At 73.1% G+C, this 26,234-nt stretch carries 17 protein-coding genes; all 17 read right to left on the bottom strand.

Annotated features, from left to right (window positions below):
• Positions 1-163: 163 nt before the first annotated feature.
• The 17 genes from HGK68_RS16230 to HGK68_RS05130 all read right to left on the bottom strand — a co-directional run bounded on the left by HGK68_RS16230 (position 164) and on the right by HGK68_RS05130 (position 26,223).
• Positions 164-2,008, bottom strand: coding sequence for an RDD family protein (locus HGK68_RS16230; RefSeq protein ID WP_169165000.1), 1,845 nt, complete (start codon positions 2,006-2,008; stop codon positions 164-166).
• Complete coding sequence (locus HGK68_RS05205) at positions 2,005-4,518, bottom strand: transglutaminase-like domain-containing protein (protein ID WP_169164999.1); 2,514 nt, start codon at positions 4,516-4,518, stop codon at positions 2,005-2,007. The genes HGK68_RS16230 and HGK68_RS05205 overlap by 4 nt, the downstream gene beginning before the upstream one ends.
• Positions 4,515-5,678 (bottom strand): DUF58 domain-containing protein, encoded by a 1,164-nt coding sequence (locus HGK68_RS05200; RefSeq protein WP_169164998.1) that lies wholly within the window; start codon positions 5,676-5,678, stop codon positions 4,515-4,517. Before HGK68_RS05200 ends, HGK68_RS05205 begins: the two co-directional genes overlap by 4 nt.
• A gap of 1 nt (position 5,679) precedes the next feature.
• Positions 5,680-6,633 (bottom strand): AAA family ATPase, encoded by a 954-nt coding sequence (locus HGK68_RS05195; protein WP_169164997.1) that lies wholly within the window; start codon positions 6,631-6,633, stop codon positions 5,680-5,682.
• A gap of 55 nt (positions 6,634-6,688) precedes the next feature.
• Complete coding sequence (locus HGK68_RS05190; RefSeq protein ID WP_169164996.1) at positions 6,689-12,520, bottom strand: Ig-like domain-containing protein; 5,832 nt, start codon at positions 12,518-12,520, stop codon at positions 6,689-6,691.
• Positions 12,517-14,094 (bottom strand): serine/threonine-protein kinase, encoded by a 1,578-nt coding sequence (locus tag HGK68_RS16225; RefSeq protein ID WP_169164995.1) that lies wholly within the window; start codon positions 14,092-14,094, stop codon positions 12,517-12,519. The genes HGK68_RS05190 and HGK68_RS16225 overlap by 4 nt, the downstream gene beginning before the upstream one ends.
• Entirely contained in the window at positions 14,091-15,440 is a 1,350-nt protein-coding gene (locus HGK68_RS05180; RefSeq protein WP_169164994.1) for an FHA domain-containing protein, read from the bottom strand. The genes HGK68_RS16225 and HGK68_RS05180 overlap by 4 nt, the downstream gene beginning before the upstream one ends.
• Entirely contained in the window at positions 15,437-16,261 is an 825-nt protein-coding gene (locus HGK68_RS05175) for a PP2C family protein-serine/threonine phosphatase (protein WP_169164993.1), read from the bottom strand. Before HGK68_RS05175 ends, HGK68_RS05180 begins: the two co-directional genes overlap by 4 nt.
• Before the next feature lie 28 nt (positions 16,262-16,289).
• On the bottom strand, positions 16,290-17,909 hold the full coding sequence (locus tag HGK68_RS05170; protein WP_246260602.1) for an alpha/beta hydrolase family protein: 1,620 nt from the start codon (positions 17,907-17,909) through the stop codon (positions 16,290-16,292).
• Positions 17,909-18,823, bottom strand: a complete 915-nt coding sequence (gene era / locus HGK68_RS05165) for a GTPase Era (protein ID WP_169164992.1) — start codon at positions 18,821-18,823, stop codon at positions 17,909-17,911. The genes HGK68_RS05170 and era overlap by 1 nt, the downstream gene beginning before the upstream one ends.
• On the bottom strand, positions 18,823-20,106 hold the full coding sequence (locus HGK68_RS05160) for a hemolysin family protein (protein WP_169164991.1): 1,284 nt from the start codon (positions 20,104-20,106) through the stop codon (positions 18,823-18,825). Before HGK68_RS05160 ends, era begins: the two co-directional genes overlap by 1 nt.
• Positions 20,103-20,555 carry an rRNA maturation RNase YbeY gene (gene ybeY, locus HGK68_RS05155; RefSeq protein ID WP_169164990.1) on the bottom strand — a complete coding sequence of 151 codons (453 nt, stop codon included), beginning with the start codon at positions 20,553-20,555 and terminating at the stop codon, positions 20,103-20,105. The genes HGK68_RS05160 and ybeY overlap by 4 nt, the downstream gene beginning before the upstream one ends.
• Positions 20,552-21,568 carry a PhoH family protein gene (locus HGK68_RS05150; RefSeq protein ID WP_169164989.1) on the bottom strand — a complete coding sequence of 339 codons (1,017 nt, stop codon included), beginning with the start codon at positions 21,566-21,568 and terminating at the stop codon, positions 20,552-20,554. The genes ybeY and HGK68_RS05150 overlap by 4 nt, the downstream gene beginning before the upstream one ends.
• A 172-nt stretch (positions 21,569-21,740) precedes the next feature.
• Complete coding sequence (locus HGK68_RS05145) at positions 21,741-22,508, bottom strand: 16S rRNA (uracil(1498)-N(3))-methyltransferase (protein WP_169164988.1); 768 nt, start codon at positions 22,506-22,508, stop codon at positions 21,741-21,743.
• Positions 22,508-23,641, bottom strand: coding sequence for a molecular chaperone DnaJ (dnaJ, locus tag HGK68_RS05140; protein ID WP_169164987.1), 1,134 nt, complete (start codon positions 23,639-23,641; stop codon positions 22,508-22,510). Before dnaJ ends, HGK68_RS05145 begins: the two co-directional genes overlap by 1 nt.
• A 17-nt stretch (positions 23,642-23,658) precedes the next feature.
• Positions 23,659-24,675 (bottom strand): heat-inducible transcriptional repressor HrcA, encoded by a 1,017-nt coding sequence (hrcA, locus tag HGK68_RS05135; RefSeq protein WP_169164986.1) that lies wholly within the window; start codon positions 24,673-24,675, stop codon positions 23,659-23,661.
• Positions 24,676-24,750: 75 nt separating this feature from the next.
• On the bottom strand, positions 24,751-26,223 hold the full coding sequence (locus HGK68_RS05130; RefSeq protein ID WP_246260600.1) for an MFS transporter: 1,473 nt from the start codon (positions 26,221-26,223) through the stop codon (positions 24,751-24,753).
• Between the last annotated feature and the right edge of the window lie 11 nt (positions 26,224-26,234).

Raw genomic sequence — 26,234 nt, 5'->3', positions numbered from 1 at the left:
CGACGAGGGACCCGGTCTAGTGGACCCCGCCGCGGCGGCGAAGGAGGAGGCTGCCGCTCATGAGCATGCGGCCACCATACTCCGGGCGGGTGCGGGCGCACGTGATGTCCGTCATGCGGTCAACCGGACCGGACTGTCGTGCCCGCGAGGGTCGCACTCGCCGTCAGGCGGGGTCGACCAGGCCGACGGTCAGTGACAGGTCACCGAAGAAAACCACCGATCCCGGGGCGACCCGCACCCGCTGATCGGGCAGGCAGACGATCTTCTCCCCGTCCGGCAGCGTGACCAGGGTGCCGTTCGTCGACGCGCGGTCCATCACCCAGGCACCAGCGGCGTCAGCGCCGACGACCAGGTGGGTCTTGGACACCGACATCCCGGGGTCCTGCACGGCCACCGTGCGCAACCCCACCAGCCCGGCGGGGTTGCGGCCGATCAGCACCGGACCCGGGTCGAGGTCGAGGACGCTGCCGTCCGGGAGGCGGACGGCCCACCCGGCGGGGGTCTCCGAGGTCGACCCCGCGCGGGGGCTGGCGGGACGGGCGGCGCCGGTGGCGTGCTGGGCGGCGGTCGGCACCGGGGCGGAACCGGTGGGGGTCGGGTCGGACCAGAACGAGTCCATCGGCGGGACGTCCGGGTCGGGCGTGGGTCCGACAGCGGGAATGGCGGGGATCGCGGGGGCGGCGGGGACCGTGGGGATCTGGGTGGTGTCGCGCATGGTGCTCGGCGCGGGATCGGTCACCGGGCCAGGGCGGAGCTGGTGGCTGGCGGGCTGGTCGCTGCGGCCCTGACTGCCGCTGGGCTGATCGGCGCGCGGCGGGACGGTGGCGTGCGGGATGGCGGGCGTCGGGCGGCCGGTCCACGCGGGGAGGTCGTCGACCGTGTGGTCGAGATCCGGGCGGTCCGCGGGGGTGCCGTCGGTGGCGGCGCCTGGATGGGGAACCCCGACTGCGAGGTCATCGGGCGTCGATTCCCGGGACGGCACATCCGGGCCCGGTGACTCCGGGCGTGGGGCGTCGGGGTCCGGCGTCTGCGCAGTGACCGCCTGCGGGTCGGGGGCCGGCGTGGCCGGGTACGGGGTCCGCAGGGGCGGCAGGACCAGGCCGGGCTCGGGGATCGTGCCACCGGCGGCGACCATGCCCGCCCACCGGGTCTGCTCCGGGGGCACCGGGTCGCCGGGGCGGCGCGGGACGGCCGGGGTGGCACCGGACAGCGGGCCGGTGCCGATCGACGAGGCGGGCGGCCAGGCTGCCTGCGACGGGGCCGGGGACGCCTGCGTCGGTTGGGTCGCGGGCGCAGGCGTGGGCTGCCCGGTCGGGGACGCCGGGCTCGGGGCGGGCGACGACGGGGCCGGGAATGGCCGTGCCGGGCTCGGTGTCGGGGATGCGGGGATCGACGGCACGGTCGCCGACCCGGAGCTGGGCCACGGGGCCGCGTTCGGGTGCGGTGGCGTGCGGTCGCCGAGGCCGGGACCGGACGGCGCACCGCTCGGTGCGGGGCGCGCCCGGTAGCCGTCCATCCGGCCCGCGGCGGGCGCCGCGCGCAGGTCGACGACGATCGCCTCGGCGATCCGGTCGTGCCAGCCGCGCCGGCGACCGGTGGGGTCCCAGAACACGGAGGCGAGCACCACCCACTGGCCCACCCCGCAGGCGAGGGAGCCGAGGGCGACGATCAGCGCACGTACCAGGGCCCGACCGAGCCCGATCGGCCGACCTGTGAGGGCGTCCACCACCCGCAGCCCGAGGAGTCGACGGCCGACGGTCCAGCCCTTGGTGCCGTGCAGCACCCATTGGACGACACCCCAGACCAGGAGCAGACCGCCACCGATGAGCGTGGGCACGGTGGAGAGCACCGGCGCGGCCCCGCTCCCCCGGGCGTCCAGACCGGCGGTGACGGCGGACAGCCAGATCGGGACGGCGCACAGTGCGGTGCCGAGACCGTCGATCAGGGCGGCCAGGACGCGCCGACCCACCGGGGCGGGGGGTGCGCCGATCACGGCTGCGGTGCTCATCGCTGCTGTCTCCTCGTCCTGATCACCCGGCGGCGGCGGCGCTCGGCGGCGCGGGCGCGCAGCGACCGGGTGGTGATCCTGCCCCGCCATCGTGCCCGACGAGGGGTGGCGGCCCGCATCCGGGCCAGGGTGGCGTCGACGTCGGCCCAGAACCGTTGGGCCTGGTCGACGGTGGGGTCGTCGGCGCCGAAGACCGCGGCATCCGCCTGGGCCGCGAGGTCGCGCACCGCCGGGGCGAGCGCGTCGGCAGCGGTGTCCTGCCGGGTGTCACGCCAGGCGTCGGGGCGGGTCTCGGCGCGACGGGCCCGCCGGGTGGCGGGCTGGTCGCTGCTGTCGGTCCGGGCGGTCCGGTGGCCATCCGGAAGCTCAGCGGTCGCACCCGTGGCCTTCCGCCCGCTGGTCGCCGTGCCGCCGGTGGCGAAGGCGGCGACCAGCGCCTGCGCCGTCTCCCGGCGGGTGGCGAGCGGGTCGGTGCTCAGCCGCAGGTCGGTCGCGAGGTCGAGCACCTCCTGCCAGCCGCCGACCACCCGGCGCACCGGTTCGGGATCGTTGCGCCGCTGGTGCCGACGGCGGGCCTTGAGCGCGATGATCGCCAGGAACGGCGCGGCGAGCAGCACCAGCAGCCCGGATCCGGCACCGACCGCGAGCAGCACGGTCTGCCAGACGGTGAGCGCCCCGGTGTCGGAGGGGTCGTCGGTCTGCGGGTCCTCGGCGTCGTCGTCCGGCGGGTCGACCGGGTCGGCGGGAGGGGGCGGCGGCTGCGCGACCTGCGGTTCGGGCTCGGACGGGCTGGTCTGGTCGTCCTCCTGCGGGGTCTGCGACTCCGGCGGGGTGGGGTCGAAGGTGATCCAGCCGTAGCCGGTGAACTGGATCTCGACCCAGGCGTGGATGTCGGACCCGGTGACGGTGACCGGCTCGTCCGCGTCCCGGGCGGTGATGTCGCCGTCGTCGGTCATGCCGGGCACGAAGCCGAGCACCACCCGGGAGGGCAGACCCATCTCCCGGGCCATCAGGGCCATCGCGGCGGCGTACTGCTCGTCGTCGCCGACCATCAGGTCACCGCCGAGCAGGCTGGTCAGGCGGTCGGCACCGTGCCCGGAGAGCGAGGGGTAGTCGCCTGCGGCGGTCAGTCCGTGCGAGAAGTAGCCGCCCTCGGACAGCTCCTGCTCGATGGCCCGGGCGACCGCCAGCGGGGTCTCGGCGTCCCGGGCGGCGTCACCGGCGGCGGAGACCACCGCGTCCGGCACTCCGTCGGGCTCGGGCAGGTCGGTGGCGGCGGCCGGAGCGGAGCCGATCTGGTCGTCGTCCGGTTCGGCCGGGATCACGGTGTCCACGGTGTAATGGGTGCCGGAGGTCAGTCCCCCGGTGAGCACGGCGGAGCCTGTGGCGTCGTTGTAGCGCAGCTCGGACCGGGCGGCGGCGTCGTCGAAGTCGATCGCCTCGGCCGCGCCGACGGTGGGCAGCCACACACCGGTCAGCCCGTCGATCCGGAAGTCCACGGTCGCGCGCTCCCCGGCCACCGAACCGGCGGTCTCGTCCACCACCGCGCCGACCCGGCGGAACTGGCCGGAGGACCGCGAGCTGCCGTCCCCCGCCACGTTCCAGACCACGCCGTCGTAGCGGTCGAAGGTCGCCAACCGGATCCGGCCACCCTGGGGCAAGCCGGTGACGGTGAACAGGTCGCGGGTGTCGTCCTGCTTCACGTAGTTCCGGAAGGCCGACAGCGGGCTCGGGTAGTCGTAGGGATCGAAGGGCGGGATCAGCCGCTCGCGCAGCACGAAGCGGTCGTCCGCCGCCTGCACCGCCGCGCCGCCACCGATCCCGGCAGCCAGGGCGATCACCAGGAGCAGGGCGAGGACCGCCGGTCGACGCAACCGGAACCGTCCCGCCCGCCAGGACGCCCAGAGCAGCAGACCGAGCCCGAGCACCGCGCCGACCATCGCGGGCGCCACGGCATCCCGGGCGCCGAGCAGCACGGCCACGGCGAACACCACCGGCGCCGGGATCGCGGCCAGCGGCGCCCACCGGTCGGCGGCCAACGCCAGCCGCACCCCGACCAGCGCACCGATCAGGGCGAGCAGGAACGCCGGCACCAACAGCCAGCCCGCGTCCCCCAGCGGTGGTTGCAGGGTGAGCATGTCCTTCCAGCCCAGCGCCGCACCGCGCACCACCTGGGCCAGGGACGCGGGGGTGGGCAGGATGCCCGCGACGGTGGTGTCCGGGGTGGCCAACGGGCCGCCGACGATCGCCGCGACCGCCAGGGTGACGGCGGTGCCGATCAGGCCGTTCCACCGCCAGCGCACCATCGCGACCGCGAGCGACGTGCCGACCAGCACGCCGCCGACCACCGGGCGGAGCACGGTCAGACCGCCGTAGACCGGCAGCAGCGGGGTGAGCGCTGCCAGCACGGCGAGCGCCGGGACGGCGATGTCGGCGGCGGCGCGGGGACGACGAAGGGTCGACGTCGGGTCGGCGGTCGGCGCCGGGGCCGGTGCCACGGGGGCGCTCATCCGCGGGCCGCCAGTCGCAGCGCCCGGGGCAGGTCGTCCAGGGAACCGAGCTGCACCAGGCTCAGCCCGCGCTGGGTGCGCACCTGGACCTCGGCGCCCGGTCGGCAGCCGATCGCCAGGGTGCGGGTGCCCTCCGGAACGTGCCGAGCGGCGGCACGCAGCTCGGCATCCGTGGTGGTCGAACCGGTGACCAGGAACGCCAGGGTGACATCCGGCACCTCCCGGGCCACCCGGCGGCCGAGCAGGCTGCTGCCGGAACCGTCCGGGGTGGTGGCGACCGCCGAGCAGTCGTCCAGGAACGGGCGGCGCGCGGTCGTCCGGACCCGGTTCGTGCCGGCCAGCACCGCCAGCGGATGCTCCTCGGACATCACCTGGACGCCGAGGGATGCCAGCACGCTGACCGCGAGCTCCAGATCGTCCTCGTCCCGGTCGTAGTCGCGCGGGTCGGTGGACAGGGCCACGGCGGTCTGGGTGCGCCGGGTGTCCTCGTACTGCTTGACGGTCAGCACTCCGCGCCGGGCGGTGGTGCGCCAGTGGATCGAGCGCCGGTCGTCGCCCACCACGTAGTCGCGCAGGGCGTGGAAGGCCAGGTCGGAGTCGGACAGGTCGCGGGTCGATCCGCCCTCCAGGTCGCGCAGCAGCCCGGAGTCGGCGCCGGTGAGCAGCACGATCCGCGGGTGCACGAACAACTCCTCGGCGCCGGTGGTGGTCGCGTGTCGCACCGCCAGCCCCAGCGGGTCGGCGCGGACCGCCCGCACCGGACCGACGGTCACCACGGCGCGCCGGTGGGTGGGCACCGCGAACAGCTCCTCGTGGGTCTGGCCGGGTGCCAGCGGCGGTACGTCCAGTTCGGCCCGGCCCTGTCCGACCTGGAGCTCCAGCCCGATCGCCCGGGTGCGGCGGGTCGGCGCGGTGACCAGCACGCCGCCGAACGCCCGCTCGCCCACCCGGACCCGCCGGTCGGCCAGGTCCAGGCGCACCCGGTGCGGCAGTCGACCCAGGGTGGTCGCGAGGGCGACCAGCACCGCGGCGACGGCGACCGCACCCAGCGCGGTCAGCTCGGCCCAGCCCTGCCACAGACCCACGACCAGCAGCGGCAGGCCGAGTGCCAGTGCACCCCAGCCCACCGCCGACAGTCGGGTCCGCGAACGTCCGGTCATCTCAGGCCCGGGCCACCGGCGGCGGGGTGCTGTCCAGCGCCCGCTGCACCACGTCACGGGTGGTCGCGCCCAGGAAGTCGGCCTCCGGGTCCAGCACGAGTCGGTGGGCCAGCACCGGGATCGCCAGCTCCTTGATGTCGTCCGGCACCACATAGCCACGGCCGGAGGCGGCGGCCAGCACCCGGGCGCAGCGCACCAGCGCCAGACCGCCACGGACGCTGGCGCCCAGCGAGGTCTGCGGGTCGTCGCGGGTGACCTCCAGCAGCCGGGCCACGTAGTCCAGCACCGCGCCGTCGACGTGCACACCCTGGGCCAGATCGGCCATCCGCACCACGTCCTCGGTGCCGATCACCGGGTGCAGGGCGGCGGTCCGGTCCCGCTGCCCGGCCAGGATCTCCACCGTCGCCGTGCGGTCCGGGTAGCCGAGGGAGGTGCGGATCAGGAACCGGTCCAGCTGCGCCTCCGGCAGCCGATAGGTCCCGGCCTGCTCCACCGGGTTCTGGGTGGCGATCACGATGAACGGGCGGCCCACGGGATGGGTGTCCTTGTCCACGGTGACGTGCCCCTCCTCCATCACCTCCAGCAGCGCCGACTGGGTCTTGGGCGAGGCACGGTTGATCTCGTCCGCGAGCAGGACGGAGGTGAAGACCGGGCCGGTGTGGAACTCGAACCGCCGGGTGCCCTGATCCCAGATGGTCACGCCGGTCACGTCGCTGGGCAGCAGGTCGGGGGTGAACTGGATCCGCTGGTGGCTGCCGTGCACCGAGGCGGCGATCGCCTTGGCCAGGGATGTCTTGCCGGTGCCCGGGGCGTCCTCCAGCAGGACGTGCCCCTCGGCGATCATCGCGGTGAGCACCAGGCGCACCGGGGCGTCGGCGCCCAGCACCGCCTGGGACACGTTCCGGGTGAGCGCGGCGAAGGTCTGGGCGAACCAGGTCGACTCGTCGGGGGTCATCGCGTGCGGCTCCTGTCGCGGGTGGTGGTGGGTGGGGTAGGTCGATGGCTGGTCATCAGCCAGTGCTCGTGGGCTGCGGCGCGGGGGCTGCTGTCCAGGGCACGTCTCGCTGGACCTTTTGGGTCGTCTCGCCGAGCCCGTTGCGCGCGGTGATCGTGACGTCCAATGCACCGTCAGTTGAAAGGCCTGTGGGAACGGTCAGGACAACTGACGTTTCGGAACTGACGGCGCTCGTGGTCGCGCCGTTGTTGCGCGCGGTCAGCTTGACCTCGTACGTGATCGGAGAGCCGTCACCCGACTCAACGGATCCCCAACTCACCTGGGCGTTCTGTGGCTGAGCACCAGCGGGCTGGTCATCAGCTCGCACAGCAACCCGCGACCCGTCAACCTGTCCGGGGAGGGTCTTGGGAACCACCGTCGTAGCGACGGACGACTCACCCGGACCAACGGTGTTTACGGCACGCACCACAACGGTGAGGGTCTGTCCACCCGTCAGTCGATTGAGATGAAGAGAGGTACCGCTCACGTCGCGCCAATTAGTTCCCGCATCGAGGGAAACCTGATAGCGAACCCATGAGCCTCGGCCACTCGCGGGCGGCCATGAGATGTCGGCAGTACCCTGTCCCGCTTCTGGCACAACACCTGAACCTGGATCCCCCGAAACCCGCACCGTCGGCTGACCTACCTTCTCAGGCGAGCCGTAGGCAGTTGCGGTCGTCTGGCCACTCGGTCCCACACCCACGTCGTTGCGAGCTGCCACCGAAATAGAGTAGGGCGTGCCATTCACAGCATCGAAAGTCAGCGCGGTTTCGGCACCCCCGACAGAACGAACACCGATTTCCGGACTGATGGACACTTGATACTCAAGAACCTGCGATCCGTTCGGGTCGACCGGCGTCCACTCGACGGTGATTTGGCCACCGAGCGGCGTGTCCACCCGACTCGCTGTCACGGCGGGTCGTCCCGGCAGTCCAGCCGGAGTGGCTGAGGCGGCCAGGCTCCATGGACTGGGCTGGGGAGCCCGATTGTGGGCACGAACTTGCACAGTATATTCGGTTCCGTTTTGCAGCCCTGACCAGCTGAATGACGTTCCCGACGTAGTTTGTGTACTTGATCCGCCCCGCCCGCCGAGCAGAGTAACGGTGTACGAATCGACGGGAGAACCCTTGGATGCTGGCGTTTCCCACCTCGCGGTGATGGTGCCGTCACCTCTCACCAGAGTTGGGCGCGACGGCGCATCCGGCACAGCGTCCGGTGTGACGACCGTGGAGGCAGGGCTCGGATCAGACCACCCCACTGCGTTCTGCGCAGCCACGGTGAAGGTATAGCCAACGTTGTTCGTGAGCCCGTCGATCGTGCACGTAGTTGAAACACATGCGCGCTGCTGTCCACCAGGGCTCACCGTCACTCGATACCCCGTGATCGGCTCACCTCGTGCGTCTGGCGCGTCCCAGCTCAGAATCGCCCGCGAATCGAGGACCTCCGCGCCCACCCGGGGCGCCTTGGGCGCGGCCGGCTTGCCACGGACCCGGAGCGAGATGGTCGCCGCGACCTCACGGGCCGCGTCGTTGGTGGCGTCACGCACCCGGACCTGCACGACCATCTGCCCGGTCAGGTCAGCATTCGGCCGGACCACGACGTTGCTGCCGGAGACGCTGGCGGTGCCGGTCCCGGCGGTCTGCACGCTGGCACCGATCACGGTGAGCGGCTGGTCCGGGAACGGGTTGTACGCCCCGGCGAGGACGTCCACCACGGAGTCCTGTCCCTGCACGGCGTCGTTGATCACCCGGTCGGGCACGCTGGCCAGGCGGCGGGTGCTGGCGATCGCCCGGACCTCGACCTGCACGTCCATGGTGCCGGAGCGGCCGTAGCTCAGTTCCAGTTGGATCGTCCCCGCGCTGCCCTTGGCGGTGCCGGTGGCGGCGGAGACGCTCAGCCGGGTGCCGTCCAGGCTCGCGGAGAACCCGGCCGGTGCGCCGGAGACCAGCCGGAAGCCGTAGGCCTGGTCGCCGGTCGATCCCTCCACCCCCTGGGTGAAGGTGCGCAGGTCGACCGACACCGGTGCCTCGCCGGGGGCGACCTCGATCCGACTGGGCGAGAAGGTGGGCGGGTAGTCGTCCTCGGTGAAGACGGTGATCGGCAGCGTGAGAGTCCGGGTCCGGGCGTTGGCGTCGTCCGGGCCGGTCGCGTCGGTGACCGGGACCGTGATGGACGCGGGCCCGGCGTACCCGGCCTCGGAGGTGAACTGCAGGGTGCTGGCGTCGACCACCAGCGGACCCCCGTTCGACCGGGTGGCGGTGACTGCGGTCGGGTCGGCGATCTGCGCGGTGCGGCCGGGCGCCACCTGCACCTGCGCGCCGAGCGGGATGGTCAGGGTGTCGCCACTGGCCACGCGCAGTTCGTCCGCGCGGGGGCGCACCTGAGGCGGGAAGAAGCCGAGCGGCGGCACGGTGATGAAGGCGTACGCGGTGGCGGTGCCGGTGTCGTCGGCGGTGTTCGTCAGCCGGTAGGGCAGGGTCTGCGCGGTGTCCGCCAGGGTGACCCGCACGGTGCCGTCGGCGAGCACCGTCGCCACGTCCTGCGCGCTGGTCGGCACGGAGACCTCCAGGTCGGACATCGGTCCGCTGGGGTTCTGGGCGACCTCCAGCACGTCGACGTCCACGGCGGTCTTGTCGATGGTGTCGGCGGGCGGCACGACGATGTCCTTGGCGACCGGCGGCAGCAGGGCCGCGTCGGCGTCGACCTGGACCGTCAGGACCGCACCGCTGCTGGCACCGCGCTCGTTCACCGCCGTGTACCCGATCCCGAACGTGCCCTCGGCGCCGGGCGCGTCCACCACGATCCGGCTGCCCTGCACCTCGGCCTCGACCTGCTCCGGCAGCTCCAGCGCCGGGTCCACGCTCAGGTCACCGCCCGCCAGGTCGACGTCGTTGTCCAGCACCCGGACTTCGACCCGCTGCCCCGGTCGCACGGTGACCTGGTCGTCGCGCGCGACCACCCGGTTGCTGTCCTCGGGACGGTCGGCGATGCCCACCCGGACGGTGCCGACGGCGCGCTGGCCGGTCCAGTCCTCGACGGCGTAGGTGAACTCGTCGGTGCCGGACTCGCCGGGCAGCGCCTCGTACTCCAGCCAGTCGGCGCCGACCGCGGTGACCCGGCCCTTGGTGCCGGCGGTGTCCACCCCGAGCAGGCTGACGCCGTCGCCGTCCACGTCGATGCCGACCAGCGGGATCGCGATCCGCACGGTGTCACCGATGAACACCCGGGCGACGACGTCCTTCGGGCGGGGCGGGACCTTGGTGGCCGGGTCCGAGTCGTGCACCCGCACGGTGGCGGTGGCGGCGGTCTGGTTGCCGGTGGCGTCCTGGACGATGAAGGTGGCACGCACGGTCATCGCGGTGTCGGGTGCCTGGTACCGCAGCACGTCGCCGGAGACGAACATCAGCCCCTGGCCCTCGCCCAGCGGCTCGGCGAACTCCGTGACCAGGGAGATGGTGTCGCCGTCCGGGTCGTAGGCGTCGGCCAGCACCGGGATGGTCACCACCCCGCCGGTGCGGACCTCGGCCACGGCGTTGGGCACCACCGGCGGCTGCGAGGTGCTGGCCGGGGGCACCGGCTGGACCAGGATCTCCCCCACCGCGCTGGCGCTGCCGTTGGTCACCACGTACTCCAGCACCACCGGCTCGGTGAGGGCACCCACCGCGGCGACCTCCACCAGCTCGTGGTTCTGCACCGCGACCTTCAGCTGTTCCGGGGCGCTGACCGACTGCACGACGAGCACCCCGCCGGCCGGGTCGGTGTCGTTCGCCAACGGCGCCACGGTCATGGTCCCGCCGGTGGGCAGCCAGGCGCGGTCCAGCACGGCGGTCGGCGGCTGCGGGGTCTCGGGCGGGTCCACCACGTCGATCCGGGCCAGCCCGGTCGCCTGCTGGGGTGCGGCGGTGATGGTGAAGGAGACGTAGTAGGTCCCGGCGCGGGGCGCGCTGAACGCGATCGTGCCCTGCTCCAGGTCCGGGGTCACGGTGGTGCCGCCCACCTGGTCCACCCCGGCGAGCCGGGGCGTCTCCGCACCGTGGGTGCGCACCGCGGTGAGCGGGCGCAGCTCCACCGTGCGGCCCACGTAGGTCTCGGCGTGCACCGGGTCCAGTTGCAGGTCCAACGACCCCGCGGCGCGCACGTCCACGTCGACGGTGCCCTCGGTGGTGTTGGTCCCGTCCGACACCAGGACGTGCACCGTCGTCGGACCCAGGTCACCGCCGTCGGCGACGTAGGTCAGCGTGCCGTCCTGCCGGAACCGGGCGGTGCCCTTCTCCGCGGTGGCGCTGACCAGGGTCAGCTCGTCGCCGTCCGGGTCGATGAAGTCGGCCAGCACGGGGTAGGTGGCGCTGGCGGTCTGTTCGACCAGGATGCTGCCGGTGCGCTCCTGCACCGGCGGGTCGTTCTGGGTGTCCCGGACGGTGAGCGTCACGCTGGCGGTGGACGGGGAGCTGGTGCCGCGACCGTCGCTGATCGAGTAGCTGAAGGTCGCACTGCCGCTGGCCCCGGGGGCGACCCGGACCTGCAACGCCCGGCCGCCGTAGACCGGTTCCAGGGTGCCGAAGCTCTCCGGCAGCGGGTCGAACTCGGTGATCACCAGGATGCCGCAGTCCGAGGAGGTGTCGTTGTCGATCACCGGCAGGATCGCCGAGCGGCCGGGTCGCACCCCGAAGTCGTCGTCCACCGCGGAGGGGGTGGCGCTGTTGGTGGAGCACTCGGCGACCAGCTCGTGGGTGGTGCGGTCGCCGTCGGCCTGCTCGCTCTCGTCCTGGGTCTCCTCCTCCGGGATCACCTGCGACCAGTCGGGTTCGCGCAGTTCGGTGTCCTGCAGCGGCAGCCAGAGCCGTCCGTCCCGGGTCTCGTTCAGGGCGACCACCTGCCGGTTGACCCGGAAGACCAGGGTGGCGGCGGAGGTCATACCGTCCAGGGTGAGCAGCTGTTCGTCCTGGCCGTCGCACAGCATCAGGTAGTTGTCCCGGGCCGACGGCCAGGCGGCGTGCGCGCATTCGCCCACCCGGACCGGCGCCGCGGGGGTGCCGCCGCCCCCGGCCTGGTACTCGGCGGTGACCGACCCGTTCGCCACCGACGCCTCGACCAGCCCGCTGCTGCCGGACACCAGCACGGTGTCGGCACGCGGGCCCGGCTGCTGCAGCACCGGCGAGCTCAGCCCCAGGGAGGCGGAACCGCCCGGGGTGCGCAGGGTGTCGCCGTCCAGTCCGACCACGGTGTCCCCCACCGCGGTCACCGCGTCGACGCCTCCGCCCAGCGCGGTCTCGGCACTGGTGGTCGACGCGCCGCCGGTGTGCGGCGTGACCCGGGTGACGTCACCGGTCTGCGCGGCGACCAGGAAGGCGTCTCCGGAGTCGGCGACCACGACCCGCGCGTCACCGTCCACGGTGGCGTCGGCGGGGTCGGTGCCGGTCTGCAACAGCGGGAGGTCAGCGAGGGTGCGCACCCACAGCTGGCCGTCGGCGTCCAGCACCGCGACCGTGCCCGCCTGCATCGACACCTGCGACCCGGCGGGCACCGGCACCTCGGCGGCGGCGGCGACCGAGGCCGGGTCGACGACGGTCAGGGTGCCCGGCTCGACCAGCAGGACGTCCGACCCCTCCTGCCGCACGTCGAAGTCACCGCTCTTCGCGACCAGCCCGGCGTTCAGCTCCTCGACCTGGGCGTTGTACCGGCCCAGCTGCAGAGTGTTGGTCGCGGTCAGCCACACCGCGCCGTCGTTCAGCTCGACCTGGGCCAGCGGGAAACCGGGGTTGACCACCGCGAGGGTGGCCAGCACGGCGGGCACCGTCACCACGGCGGCGGTGGAGGCGGTGCGCTTGCGGTCCCAGGGCCACTTCACTGCGTGCACCCCTCGGCCGGGGTGGTGGAGGCGCGACGATCGGCGCGCACCACGGAGACCTCGATGCAGACCTGGCCCTCGATGTCGGCGAGGTCGGCGGCCGGGATCACGATCCCCGGCTCGTCCACCGGCTGCACCTGGGTCTGCCCGGTGCTGCGCAGCAGGCCCCACAGGTAGGTGTCGCCGTCCTGCGGGTCCGGGTTGCGCCAGCTGAAGACCGCGCTGCCGTCGGCCTGCCGGGTGCCGGTGAGGCCGATCGGGGTGGGCACCGTCAGGCCGACGGTCGGTGCCGGGTTCGCCAGCGGGTCGTCGTCCCGGTTCTGCCCGCGATCCGGGTTCTGGGTGACCAGCAGCACCACGACCACGGCGGCGACCACCACGGCACCGGAGACCAGGCCCGCGACCAGGCGGCCGGTGCGGCGGCGTCGCGGTTCGGGGTCGACGGACACCCGGACGTCCACGGCCGGGGTGGTTCCCGGGGGCACAGCGGTTCCCGGGGGCACAGCGGTTCCCGGGGGTACAGCGGTTCCCTGGGGCACCGTTCCCGGTGGTGCCGATGGCACCGCGTGCACCGGGCGGATCCTGGTGGCGTCGTGGTCGACCGGGCTCGCCGGGGTGGGAACCGGGGTTGCGACCGGGCCCGGGGACACCGCGTGCACCGGCCGCATCCGGGTCGCGTCGGGATCGGCGGCCGTCGTGGCGGCGGCGGTGTCCTCGCCCAGGTCCAGGGGGGTCAACGGCAGGCCGAGGTCGGCCTCCACCGCGCGCAGGTCCATCGCCAGGTCCACCGCGTGGGCGTGCCGACGAGCCGGGTCCACCGCCATCGCGCGGGCCAGCACCGTCCGCAGCCGGGGTGGCAGGTCGTCCCGGGCCATCGGCGTCGGGGTGCCGCGCTCGATCCGACCCACCAGCTCGGCGGCCTCGTTGGAGCCGCCCGGGCGCTCGAACGGTGAGCGACCCGCCAACGCGGAGAACAGGGTCGCGCCGAGCGAGTAGACGTCGGCGCGGGGACCCGCCTGCGGCGAGGCGGTCAGCAGCTCGGGGGCCGCCCACGGGATCGACATGCCGACAGCCGGTGCGTGGTCGTCCACCGGGGCGGCGATGCCGAAGTCGCTCAGCACGGGCCGACCCAGGTCGTTGAACAGCACGTTCGCGGGCTTGATGTCCCGGTGGACGATCCCGGCCCGGTGCATGGTCTCCACGGCGCAGGCCAGCTGCACCCCGATCCGCAGCACCTCCGCGATGGCGATCCGCTCGGCCCGATAGCGCTGACCGAGGGTGGCGCGCGGGCAGAGCTCCATCACCAGGAACTCGCGCCCGTCGTCGGTGACCCCCGCCTGGTAGACGGTGACGATCGACGGGTGGTGCGACACCCGTGCCGTCAGGTCCGCCTCGCGTTCGAAGGCCGACCGCTCGGCGTCGTCGACCGTGGGCAGCAGGACCTTGATCGCCACGTCCCGCCGGGGCAGCTGCTGCTGGTAGGCGTAGACGTCGGCGGCACCACCACCACCGAGCACCCGGGAGAAGGTGTAGCCCGGAAGTCGCGGCGGCTGCGCGGCTTCCCGTGGACTCATGCAGGCGGCTCCACCGTGAACGTGATCCCGTCGCCGAGGTCCACCAGCTCACCGGGCCGCACCGCGACCGGCTCCCCGGCGGGGATCTTGCGCGGCGGCAGCCCGCCGGAGGAGACCGAGACGCCATTGGTGGAGAACAGGTCGGTGACCAGCACCCGGTCGGCCTCGACCCGGATCTCGGCGTGGGTCCGGGAGATGTCCTGGGTGGGGCTCGGCACCGCCACCAGCCGGGTGCGGACACCCTCGGCCGCGCGCGCCGCCTGGGGCGCGCGACCGATCAGCAGCACACCGTCCACCGGGACGACCACGCCGGTGGACAGCGCCACCCGGGGGAAGGAGTCGGGGGCCGGTGCCGGAGGCGTCAACGGCACCGCCGCGGTGCCACCGGTGGACGGCCCCGCACTCGCGGTGGGCGTCGAGCCGGTGGAGGTGGCGGACGGCCACTGGCCGGAGTCGGAGACCGCCCAGGACGGCAGGTTCTGCCGGATGCTGGCCAGCTCGCCGCTGAGGATCGTCATGCCGTCGTGGTCGTCGTCGGAGGCCGGGCCGGGCAGGGCGGGCGCCGGAGCGGTGGCCACCGGCGTGGCCGGAGCCGGGGTGGGCGCCGGCTGCGGGCTGGGCGCGACGGCGGGCCAGGAGCGCGGGCCGTCGACCGGCGGGAGGCCGGTCCCGGGGGCGGGCTCGGGGGCGGGCTCGGGCTTCGGCGTCGGGATCGCGGGCAGGACCTCGGTGGCGGCGGCCGAGGCCGGGACCGGAGTCGAGACCGGGGCCGGAGTGGGCGGAGTCGGTCGCGGGGGCAGCTCCGCCTCGCGGTCACGACGGCGCACCGGTCGCGTCGGGCGGGCCGGGGCGACCGGGCCGACCGGGGCAGCGGTGCGCGGAGCGGCAGTGCGCGGCACCGCCACGTCCTCCGCCTCCAACGTCCCGTCCAGCACGATGGACGACGCGCGCACCACGCCCTCGGTGATCGGCAGCGCGCCGGCGGTCGACGCACCCGGCGCACGCAGCTCCACTCGCTCCGCCGCGTCGTCGCTGTCCTCGGTCCACAGCACCACCTGCGGCGCGGTGCGCTGATGGCGCTCGCCGTCCCGGGTGGTCACGATCGTCACGTCGCCCCGCAGCGCGGTGTGCACTCCCCCGGAGACCCGGGCCGCGGCGAAGGCGTGCAGGCCGCTGATCCCGTCGACCAGCAGGGCCTCCAGCGGTCGGCTCAGTCCTTCGCGGGCGCGCAGCGTGGACCACACCGCGAGCACCACCGGCTCCGGCGTCTCCGGGTGCAGGAGCACGGCCATGTCGCCGGCGACCACCCCGAACCACTCGCCTGGGGTGTACTCGGGCACGCTCATCGATCCTCCACCTGGTGACGCGGACGCGGGATGGTCGCGCCGTCGACGCTGTCGTCCCACTTCCCATCGGTCGGAACCCCCGCCAACGCGAGCCATCCGGGAGCATTCTCCGGTCCGGCGTGCGCATCGACCACCACAGCGGTGGTGTTGTCCCGGCCACCGGCCTGCACGGCGAGCCGGACCAGGGCGGCAGCCGCCTCCGACGCGTCGGATCCGTCCGCCAGCACCAGGGCGATCTGCTCCGGGGTCAACTCGTTGGTCAGACCGTCGGAGCAGAGCAGCAGCCGGTCACCGGGCTGAGCGGGCAGCAGCCAGTAGTCCGGCTCCGGGTCGCTGCCGGTGCCCAGCGCGCGGGTCAGCACGTGGCGTTCCGGGTGCTGCTCGGCGTCCTGGGCGCTGAGTCGGCCGGTGTCCATCAGCTCCTGCACCACCGAATGGTCCACGCTGAGCTGGGTCAGCTCCCGGTCCGACCAGCGGTAGACCCGCGAGTCGCCGACGTTGAACACCAGCCAGTGCGCCACCCCGTCCTGGTCGGCGAGGGCCACCCCGGCGACCGTGGTGCCCCCCTCCCGGCGCTCGAAGGTGCCCCGGATCCGGGCGGCGGCGCGCTGGAAGCAGCCCTGCAGGTCGGCGGGCTCGACGCTGGTCAACCCGGCGGTCTGCGCGAACTCCTCCACCGCGAGCCGACTGGCCACGTCACCCGCCTCGTGGCCGCCCATCCCGTCGGCGACCAGGAACACCGGCGGATGGGCCAGCAGCGCGTCCTCGTTCAACGCGCGCACCCGGCCGCGATCGGTGGCCGAACCCCAGGTCGTCCGCATCACTCCCCCGTCCCCGGCTGATCGCCGGTCAGATTCCCAGCTGGTAGACGCCCCAGTAGGCGAGCACCACCAACAGGATGGCGCAGGCGACCGTCGTCCCCCACACCGCCACATGTCCGAACACCCCGTTGACCAGCGGTCGACCGATCCGCCGCAGGGTACGCATCCGATCGATCACCAGCACAGCCGCCAGCACGGCCGACAGGCCGAGCAGCCGGACGCCGAGCCACCCACCCTGCACCACCCAGCCGTTCCGCTCGTAGTCCAACGCGAGCCGGGCCACCGAGACCAGGTACCAGACCAGCGCGATCACGGTCGCGACGGTGGCGGCGCTCAGCAGGGTCAGTCGCCGGGTGAGCGGCACGTCCCGGCCGGGCAGGGCCGGCTGCCCACGCCAGTGCCGCCAGCCGACCGCCGCCCACCGGGTCGCCGGGAGCAGCACCGCCACGCCGACCGCGCCGATGATGAGCACCAGCAACAGATCACCGTCGCCGAGCCAGCGCGGCTGCGGCACCGGTTGGGCCAGGTACAGCTGCTCGGGCTGGGCTCCGGCGATCCGCGGTGCCGCCCGGGCGGTGTCCGGCAGCCCGAGCACCCAGCCGCACAGGTCCCGCAGGAAGGCGGGCGAGACGGTGCCGTCGATCCGGATGCCATGGTCCGCGCCGCCGTAGTAGCGCAGCGTGTAGTCGCCGTTCCCGGCGATGCCGATGTCCCGGATCACCTGTTCGGCGCCCTGGATGATCGGCATCGACTGGTCGGCGGTGCCGTAGACCATCAGCACCGGCTGGGTGGTCTGCCGCAGGTACGGCGCCACGTCGAAGTCCACGTACTCGAAGCCACCCCCGGGCAGCCGCATGCCGACAGCACGCGGGATGGCCCGGAACACCTGGTCCGGCACCCCGGTGTTGCGCAGGTACTGGTCCACGGCGAAGCCCGCCTGCTGCCGGGGCGGCACCACCGGCGCGGAGGCCAGCACCACGAAGTCCACCGCCGCCCGCTCGGCCGCCATCACCGGGGCGATCCAGGCGCCCTCGGACTCGGCGTAGATCCCGACCCGGGTCGAGTCGACCTCCGGCAACGAACGCAGCAGGTCGAAGGACGCCAGGTAGTCCTGGGCCATCGCCACGTAGTCGCGGTGCCGCATCGAGTAGGTGTCCAGCCGCTTGTCCGGCACCATCGTCGCCACCCCGGCCTCGGCCAGCGCGTAGGCCTGCGCGACGAAGGCGTCCTCGAACTTGCCGGTCCCGGCGCCGTGCACGAACAGCACCGCGGGCACCGGGTCCGGCGCATCCATCGGCGTCAGGACCCTGGCCTGCACGGTCGCCCCGTCCAGCTGCACCTCCACCACGTGGGTGTCCACGTCGTAGTGGGACAGCTCCGGAGCGTCCCCGATGGCGGTGGACGACGATTGCACGGTCAGTGGATCGGTCACCGGCAACGGTCGCCATTCCGGCCCCATCAGCGAGCCGATCACCGCGAGCAGGATCGCCCCGGCCAGCACGCCACCGATCAGCCGGTAGACCGCGTCCCGGCGCGCCGACCGCGGTCGATGCGCCCCCGCCTCTCGTTCGGCGTCGCGGACCAGCCGTCGCCGACGACGCCCGGGGCTCTCCCCCGGACGCGGGGACGACTCGTCACGTGCCGCCATCAAAAGCCCAGGCGGCCGAGCTGCTTCGGATCGCGCTGCCAGTCCTTGGCCACCTTGACGTGCAGGTCGAGGTAGACCCGGGTGCCGAGCAGTGCCTCGATGCCCCGGCGCGCGTCGGTGCCCACCTGCCGCAGCCGCGACCCGCCACGACCGATGACGATCGCCTTCTGCGAGTCCCGCTCGACGAACAGGTTGACCCGGACGTCCACCATCGGGGCCTCGCCCTCGCCGACCTCACGGGGCAGGATCTCCTCCACCTGCACCGCCAGCGAGTGCGGCAGCTCGTCCCGCACCCCCTCCAGCGCCGCCTCACGCACCAGCTCGGCGACCATGACGGACTCCGGCTCGTCGGTCAGCTCGCCCTCGGGGTAGAGCGCCGGGCCCTCCGGCAGGTACCCGGTGAGCAGACGCTCCAGCTCCTCGACCTGGTAGCCGTCCTGCGCGGACACCGGGATGATCTCCGCCCAGTCGCCCAGCTCGGAGATGGCCAGCAGATGCTCGGCCAGACGCTGCTTGCCCACCAGGTCGGCCTTGGTCGCGATCGCGATCACCGGGGTGCCCCGGCGGCCGCGGCTCAGCTCGGCCAGCTGCTCGGCGATGAACCGGTCACCGGGGCCGACCTTCTGGTCAGCGGGCAGGCAGAAGCCGATCACGTCGACCTCGGTCAGGGTGTCCTTGACCAGGGAGTTCAACCGCTCGCCCAGCAGGGTGCGCGGCCGGTGCAGCCCCGGGGTGTCGACCAGCACCAGCTGGGCGTCCTCCCGGTGCACGATGCCCCGGATGGTGTGCCGGGTGGTCTGGGGGCGACCGGAGGTGATCGCCACCTTCTGGCCCACCAGGGCGTTGGTCAGGGTGGACTTGCCGGCGTTCGGCCGTCCCACCAGGCAGGCGAAGCCGGATCGATGGGTCACCATCAGGGCCTTTCTTCTGAGCTCATCACCGCGTTCTCCGCGGCATCTTCTGACGCTTCCTCGTCGGGAACCCGACTGACCAGAACCCTAGCCACTCGTTTGCGGCGTCCCTCGGTGCCCTGCGCCACCAGCCGCAGCCCGTGGATCTCACCGGCCGAACCGGGGATCGGGACCTTGCCCAACGACTTGGCGAGCAGGCCACCGGCGGTGTCGACGTCGTCGTCCTCGACCTCGATGCCGAACAGCTCGCCGAGTTCGTCGCGGCCGAGCCGGGCCGGGACCAGGAAGGTCCCGCCGCCCAGGTCCTCCACCTGCGGTGCGGACGGGTCGTGCTCGTCGGTCAGCTCGCCGACGATCTCCTCCAGCGCATCCTCGATGGTGACCAGCCCCGCGATGCCGCCGTACTCGTCCACCACCATCGCGATGTGCGAGGCACCGGCCTGCAGCTCGCGCAGCAGCTCGTCCACCGGCTTGGACTCCGGCACGAACACCGCGGGCCGGACCACGCTGAGCGCCGGGGCGTCGGCGGCGGCGGGGTCCTCCTCCAGCCGGCGCACCAGGTCCTTGAGGTAGATCACCCCGCGCAGGTCGTCCACCTGCTCACCGATCACCGGCACCCGGGAGTAGCCGGACCGCAGCAGCAGGGACAGCACCTTGCGCAGCGGGGTCTGCTCACCGGTGGTGATCATGTCGGTGCGCGGCACCATCACCTCGCGGGTCAGGGTCTCGCCCAGGCCGAGCACGGAGCGCAGCATCTCGCGCTCCTCGTCGTCGATCGGCTCCCGGCCGTCGCGCTCGACCATCTCGCGCAGCTCGCGTTCGTCCAGATCACCGGAGGGCTCGGCGATCCGCAGCAGCGGGCCGATCACCCGGCGCACCCCTGCCAGCGACCGGGCGGTGAGCTTCAGCACCGAGATCGCGCGCCGCTGCCCCACCGACCGCGGGCTCAACCGCGCCAGCACGACGGTGAGGAAGGCGCAGGCGATCACGGCGATCACCAGTTCGACCGACCAGCTCAAAGTGCTCGCGGCGATCGCCAGGGTGATGCAGACGGCGGCGACCATCTCGCAGAGCAGTCGCAGGGTGCCCGCCGAGGAGGCTACCCGTGCCCGGTCCTCGCACAGCGCCTCGATCCGCTCGGCGGCCGGGTGCCGGGTGGCGGCCAGGTCGGCCACCTGCCCGCGCGAGACCCGCAGGATCGCCGCCTCGCCCGCCGACAGCAGCGCGGCCACCAGCAGGGCCAGCACCGCCAGTGTGACCAGCAGGCCGATCGGGACCTCGCTCATCGCCCGGCGAGGAAGGTCAGCAGGAGATGTCGCTGCAGCGCGAACATCTCCTTCTCCTCCTCCGGCTCGGCGTGGTCGTAGCCGAGCAGGTGCAGGATGCCGTGCGTGGTGAGCAGGAGCATCTCCTCCACCGTGGAGTGACCGGCGGTGCGGGCCTGCTCCACCGCGACCTCCGGGCAGAGCACCACGTCACCGAGCAGGCCGGGCGGGGTCGGCTCGTCCGCGCGACCGGGCCGCAGCTCGTCCATCGGGAAGGACAGCACGTCCGTCGGGCCCGGCTCGTCCATCCACTTGACGTGCAGGTCCGTCATCACGTCGGTGTCGACGAACAGGATGGACAGGTCGGTCTGCGGGTGGACGTGCATCTGGTCCAGCACGAACCGGGCCAGCGCGGCGAACTCCGCCTCGTCGACCGGGTGCCCGGACTCGTTGTTGACCTCGATGCTCATTTGTTCGTGTCCCAGCGTGCGTAGGCGTCGATGATGTCGCTCACCAGGCGGTGACGGACGACATCGGAGGAGGACATCCGGCAGAACGCGACGTCGTCGACGTCCGCCAGGATCGATTCCACCACCCGCAGACCGGACTGCGTGCCCGAGGGCAGGTCCACCTGGGTCACGTCGCCGGTGACGACGATCTTCGACCCGTATCCGAGTCGGGTGAGGAACATCTTCATCTGCTCGGCCGAGGTGTTCTGCGCCTCGTCCAGGATGATGAAGGAGTCGTTGAGCGTGCGCCCGCGCATGTAGGCCAGCGGCGCGACCTCGATCGTCCCGGCCTCCATCAGCCGCGGGATCGAGTCCGGGTCCACCATGTCGTGCAGAGCGTCGTACAGCGGGCGCAGGTAGGGGTCGATCTTCTCCGACAGCCCGCCGGGCAGGAAGCCGAGCCGCTCCCCCGCTTCGACCGCCGGGCGGGTCAGCACGATCCGGTTGATCTCCCGGGCCTGCAACGCCTGCACCGCCTTGGCCATCGCCAAGTAGGTCTTGCCGGTTCCGGCCGGGCCGATGCCGAAGGTGATCGTGTTCCGGTCGATCGCGTCCACGTAGGACTTCTGCCCGGTGGTCTTCGGCCGGATGTTGCGGCCGCGGCCGGACAGGATGTTCATGCTCAGCACGTCGGCCGGGCGGGTGCCGGTGCCCGCGGTCAGCATCGCCACCGACCGGGTCACCACCTCCGGGGTCAGCGGGGTACCGGCGGCGGCCATCTCGATCAGCTCGTCCACCAGGCGGGCGGCGAGCGCCACGTCACCCGCGGGTCCGGACATCCGGATCTCGTTGCCGCGCACGTGCAGGTCGACGGTGCGGAAACCGGACTCGATGGCGCGCAGCACCTGGTCCTGGAGCCCGAGCAGCTCCACCATCGACACCTGCGTGGGAACCGTGATCCGGTGTTCGACCCGGGCGGGCACGGCGGCGGACGGGTGGGCTGAACGCTGCGACTGCGGGGTGGATTCGACCATGTGCTCGGCTTGCGCCGTCGCGCTCCTTCGATGGTGCGGGCGATGGATGTCCAACTTTACCGGGCGGTGGTGACACCCCGCCCGAGGACCCAACCGCCCGACGGCGGCGTTTCATCCCGACCAGCAGGCCGACGTCGGTGATGGTCGCGCAGCCGTGAACGGAGCCGTCGGTTCAGACCCAGCGACCGAGCCCCGCTGCCAGCAGGCTCAGCGCGACCGTCCCGGCGGTGGAGGTGCGCAGCACGTGCGGGCCGAGCCGCACGGTCCGGGCACCGGCGGCCTCCAGCGCCGCTGTCTCCTGCGCGGAGATGCCGCCCTCGGGACCGACCACGATCAGCACCTCCGCCGGCGTGCCCTCGGCCGGGAGCGCGGCGGCCGACAGCGGAACCGTCGCCTCCTCGTGCAGCACCAGCACGGCGCCACCGGCGGCGACCACCGCCTCGGTGCGGGCGACGAGCCCACGGCGGTCCACCGGCGGCTCGACCTCCGGCACCCAGGCGCGGCGGGACTGCTTGGCGGCGGCCCGCACGGTCGCCAACCAGCGGGCACGGGACTTGGCCGCCCGGTCGCCGCGCCAGATCACGATCGACCGTTCGGCCTGCCACGGGATCACCGCGTCCACGCCGACTTCGGTCGCCGCCTCGATCGCCATCTCGTCCCGGTCACCCTTGGCCAGGGCCTGGACCAGCACCAGGCGGGGCGTGGACGGCGGTTCGGTGACCCGCTGCCGCACGGTGAGCCGCACACCCTCGGGCTCGACCGCGGCGATCTCCCCGACCAGGCGCACCCCGGCACCGTCCACCACGTCGATCCGCTCCCCGGCCGTCCGGCGCTGCACCACCCCGGCGTGCCGCCCCTCGGCACCGTGCAGCAGGTACACGTCACCGGCGTGGTAGCCGTCCAGCTGACCCGGGTCGGTCACGAAGACCGGCGCGGTCATCAGCGACCCGAGAGCTTGTCGCGCAGCTTGGCGAACACCCCGGTGCTCGCCGCCTGCAACCGGGCGTCCGGCCGCTCCTCGCCGCGCAGGGCGGACAGCTGGCGCAGCAGGGCCGCCTGCTCGTCGTCCAGACCGGTCGGCACCTGGACCTCCACGTGCACGTGCAGGTCGCCGCGGCCACCGGCGTGCAGATGGCCGACCCCCAGGTTCTTCAGCGTGACGACCTGCTGCGGCTGGGTGCCCGGTCGCAGGTCGACCTCCTGCGGGCCGTCCAGGGTGTCCAGGGTGAGCACCGTGCCGAGGGCGGCGGCGGTCATCGGGACGGTGAGCGTGCAGTGCAGGTCGTCGCCCTCGCGCAGGAAGGTCTCGTGCCGCCGCTCGCGCACCTCCAGGTAGATGTCACCGGCCGGGCCACCGGCGGGGCCGACCTCACCCTGGGCGGTGAGCTTGATCCGGGTGCCGGTGTCCACACCGGCCGGGACGTCGACCTCCAGGGTGCGGCGGGAGCGGACCCGTCCCTCACCGGCGCACTCGGTGCACGGCTCCGGGATCACGGTGCCGAAACCGTGGCAGGCGGCGCACGGCTGGGTGGTCATCACCTGGCCGAGGAAGGAACGAGCGACCCGCTGCACGGTGCCCTGACCGCCGCACACCTCACAGGTGCGCGGCGAGGTCCCCGGGCGGCAGCAGGTGCCGGAGCAGGTCGGGCAGACCACGGCGGTGTCGATCGGCACCTGCCGGTGGGTGCCGAAGGTGGCCTCGGCCAGGTCGATGTCCAGCCGGATCAGCGCGTCCTGACCGCGCCGGGCACGCGGGATGGGACCGCGGTGCCCGCCACCGGCGGCCGCCCCGAAGAAGGTCTCGAAGATGTCCTGGAAGCCGAAGCCACCCGCCTGACCGCCACCGCCGCCACCGGGGGCGGTCGGGTCCTGACCGAGGTCGTACATCTGGCGCTTGTCCGGGTTGGACAGCACCTCGTACGCACGCTGGACGTCCTTGAACTTCTCCTCCGACGCACTGTCGGACCCGGCGACGTCCGGGTGGAACTCCCGCGCCAGCCGGCGGTAGGCCTTCTTGATCTGCTCGCCGGTGGCATCGCGCGGGACGCCCAGGACCTCGTAGTAATCGTTCACGTAAAGAGCTTCCTCAATCAGTTGGCAAGGATGCGCGAGAGATAACGGGCGACGGCGCGCACGGAGGCGATGGTGCCGGGGTAGTCCATCCGGAGCGGGCCGAGCGAGGCGATCCGGGCGACGGCCGCCCCGTCGGCGCCGTAGCCCGAGCTGACCAGGCTGGCGTCGACCAGGCCCTCGTGCCGGGTCTCGCGGCCGATCCGCACCGACACCCCCTCGTCCTCGGCGGCGTCGGTGAGCAGGCGGAGCAGCACGACCTGCTCCTCCAGCGCCTCCAGCACCGGGCTGAGCGTGCGGGCCACGTCGGTGTTGCCGCGCACCAGGTTGGCGGTGCCGGCGACGACCACCCGCTCCTCGCTCTCCCCGGCGAGGGTGTCCTCGATCACCCCGACCACGGCACGCAGCAGGGCGCTCGACTCCGGCTCCACCTCGTCGGCGATCCCGGCCAGGGCGGCGTCCAGGTCAGGCAGTCGACGGCCGGTGGCCGCGACGTTCAGCCGCATCCGGAGCCGGGCGACCGCCGCCAGGTCCAACGGGTCGGCCAGTTCCAGCGTGCGCTGCTCGACCCGGCCGTGCTCGGTGATGATGACCACCAGCAGGTGGCGGTCGGACACCGGGACCAGCTCCACGTGCCGCAGGGCCGTGCGACGCAGCGACGGGTACTGCACCACCGCGACCTGATGGGTCAGCTGGGCCAGCAGCCGCACGGCGCGGTCCACCACGTCGTCCAGGTCCACCGCGTCCTGCATGAAGGTCTCGATCGCCCGGCGCTCCGGGGTCGACAGCGGCTTGATGGTGGCCAGGCGGTCGACGAACAACCGGTAGCCCTTGTCGGTGGGCACCCGACCCGCGGAGGTGTGCGGCTGGACGATCAGCCCGGCGTCCTCCAGAGCGGCCATGTCGTTGCGGATGGTCGCCGGGGAGACCCCGAGCGAGTGCCGTTCGACCAGGGCACGCGAGCCGACCGGCTCCTTGGTGGCGACGTAGTCCTCGACGATCGCGCGCAGCACGTCGAGCCTGCGGTCCTCGGCCATGGTCCACCTCCTCCTGGTCGCGGGCGTGCGTACACGGGTCCGGGAAGTAGCACTCTCGGACACCGAGTGCCAATGCTACGCCCCGGGTCGAGCGCTCTCCTGCGGGCGTCGGCGGGCCCGCAGATCGACCAGGCCGACCACGAGCGCCACAGCGACCAGGACCACGGAGACCAGCAGCGCGCGCCCGGCGGCCGGTCCGCCGTCCAGACCCGCGGCCAGCCCGGAGTAGAAGGTGGACAGCGCCACCGCGACACCCAGTGCCGACCCGATCCGCTGACCGACCTGCAGCATCGACCCGGCGACCCCGGCCCGCTCGACCGGCACGTTCGCCAGGGTCAGGGTCTGGTTCGGCGAGATGACCAGCCCGGAGCCGACGCCCGCGATCATCTGCGTGCCGGCCACCGCCCAGGCCACCGCGGGCGGGTCGACGATCCGGATCACCAGGTCCGTCCCGGCCAGACCGATCAGCACCAGCGCCAGTCCGATCACCACCAGCGCCCGGCCCCGTTCGGCGACCAGCTTCCCGGAGCGCTGGGCGGCGATCGCCGATCCGATCGCGAACGGCATCCCGACCAGCCCCGCCTGCAGCGGCGTGTACCCGGCGACCTGCTGCAGGTAGATGGTCACCACCAGGAACACCGAGGTGAACCCGGCGAAGTAGGCCATCCCCAGCAGCGCGCCGTTGCGGAACGCCGGGTCGCCGATCACCCGCGGGTCCAGCACCGCCGCACCGGTCCGCCGCTGGTACGAGCGTTCCCACAGCACGGTGCCCGCCGCGATCACCGCCCCGACCAGCAGCCACCACCACCGGGTCGGGTCGTCACCGCTGCCGGTGGTGATCACGAAGGGCAGCATCACCGCCGTCGCCGCGAGCGCGATCAGCACCAGCCCGACCCCGTCCAGTCGCGGCCGCCCGCTCGGGGTGAGCGACGCCGCCGGCCCGCGCCCGTTCCCGGTGCCCCGGGGCAGCCAGCGCAGCGCCAGCGGCAGCACCACCGCGACCACCGGCACGTTGACGAAGAACACCCACCGCCACCCGCTCTCGGCGCCGAACGCCTGGATGATCAGCCCGCCGAGCGCCGGGCCGATCGCGGTGGAGACCCCGATGGTGGCGCCGAAGTACCCGAACGCCTTGCCCCGCTCGTACCCGGAGAACAGCTGCTGGATCGTCCCGACGACCTGAGGGTTCACCATGCCCGCGCTGGCACCCTGCAACAGGCGCATCACCGCCAGCACCTCATCCGACGGCGCGAGCCCGGCTCCCAGGCTGGTCAGCGCGAAGCCGGTCAGGCCGATCAGGAACAGGCGTCGGCGACCACGGGCGTCGCCGAGTCGTCCGGCGGGCACCAGCACCAGCCCGAAGGCGAGCGTGTACCCGGCCACGATCAGCTGCAGCTGGCTCGCCGACGCGTGGAGGCTGTTCTCGATCGACGGCAGCGCCACGTTCACGATCGAGACGTCCAGCATGGTGATGAACCCGATCGCCAGACACACCCCGAGGGCACGCCAGCGGTTCGGATCCAGGTCAGGGGCGGCAGCGGATGTCACCGACGTGTCTT

Origin of the sequence: Cellulomonas taurus (assembly GCF_012931845.1) — a bacterium.
Classification (GTDB): Bacteria; Actinomycetota; Actinomycetes; order Actinomycetales; family Cellulomonadaceae; genus Cellulomonas; species Cellulomonas taurus.
The sequence above is the reverse complement of the archived record's forward strand: the minus strand, read 5'-3'. Positions and strand labels throughout refer to the sequence as shown.

Excerpts from the sequence above, each read along its gene's own strand:
- HGK68_RS16230 (WP_169165000.1), bottom strand. The coding sequence starts at position 2,008 with ATGAGCACCGCAGCCGTGATCGGCGCACCCCCCGCCCCGGTGGGTCGG.
- HGK68_RS05205 (WP_169164999.1), bottom strand. The coding sequence starts at position 4,518 with ATGAGCGCCCCCGTGGCACCGGCCCCGGCGCCGACCGCCGACCCGACG.
- HGK68_RS05200 (WP_169164998.1), bottom strand. The coding sequence starts at position 5,678 with ATGACCGGACGTTCGCGGACCCGACTGTCGGCGGTGGGCTGGGGTGCA.
- HGK68_RS05195 (WP_169164997.1), bottom strand. The coding sequence starts at position 6,633 with ATGACCCCCGACGAGTCGACCTGGTTCGCCCAGACCTTCGCCGCGCTC.
- HGK68_RS16225 (WP_169164995.1), bottom strand. The coding sequence starts at position 14,094 with ATGAGTCCACGGGAAGCCGCGCAGCCGCCGCGACTTCCGGGCTACACC.
- HGK68_RS05180 (WP_169164994.1), bottom strand. The coding sequence starts at position 15,440 with ATGAGCGTGCCCGAGTACACCCCAGGCGAGTGGTTCGGGGTGGTCGCC.
- HGK68_RS05175 (WP_169164993.1), bottom strand. The coding sequence starts at position 16,261 with ATGCGGACGACCTGGGGTTCGGCCACCGATCGCGGCCGGGTGCGCGCG.
- HGK68_RS05170 (WP_246260602.1), bottom strand. The coding sequence starts at position 17,909 with ATGGCGGCACGTGACGAGTCGTCCCCGCGTCCGGGGGAGAGCCCCGGG.
- era (WP_169164992.1), bottom strand. The coding sequence starts at position 18,823 with ATGGTGACCCATCGATCCGGCTTCGCCTGCCTGGTGGGACGGCCGAAC.
- HGK68_RS05160 (WP_169164991.1), bottom strand. The coding sequence starts at position 20,106 with ATGAGCGAGGTCCCGATCGGCCTGCTGGTCACACTGGCGGTGCTGGCC.
- ybeY (WP_169164990.1), bottom strand. The coding sequence starts at position 20,555 with ATGAGCATCGAGGTCAACAACGAGTCCGGGCACCCGGTCGACGAGGCG.
- HGK68_RS05150 (WP_169164989.1), bottom strand. The coding sequence starts at position 21,568 with ATGGTCGAATCCACCCCGCAGTCGCAGCGTTCAGCCCACCCGTCCGCC.
- HGK68_RS05145 (WP_169164988.1), bottom strand. The coding sequence starts at position 22,508 with ATGACCGCGCCGGTCTTCGTGACCGACCCGGGTCAGCTGGACGGCTAC.
- hrcA (WP_169164986.1), bottom strand. The coding sequence starts at position 24,675 with ATGGCCGAGGACCGCAGGCTCGACGTGCTGCGCGCGATCGTCGAGGAC.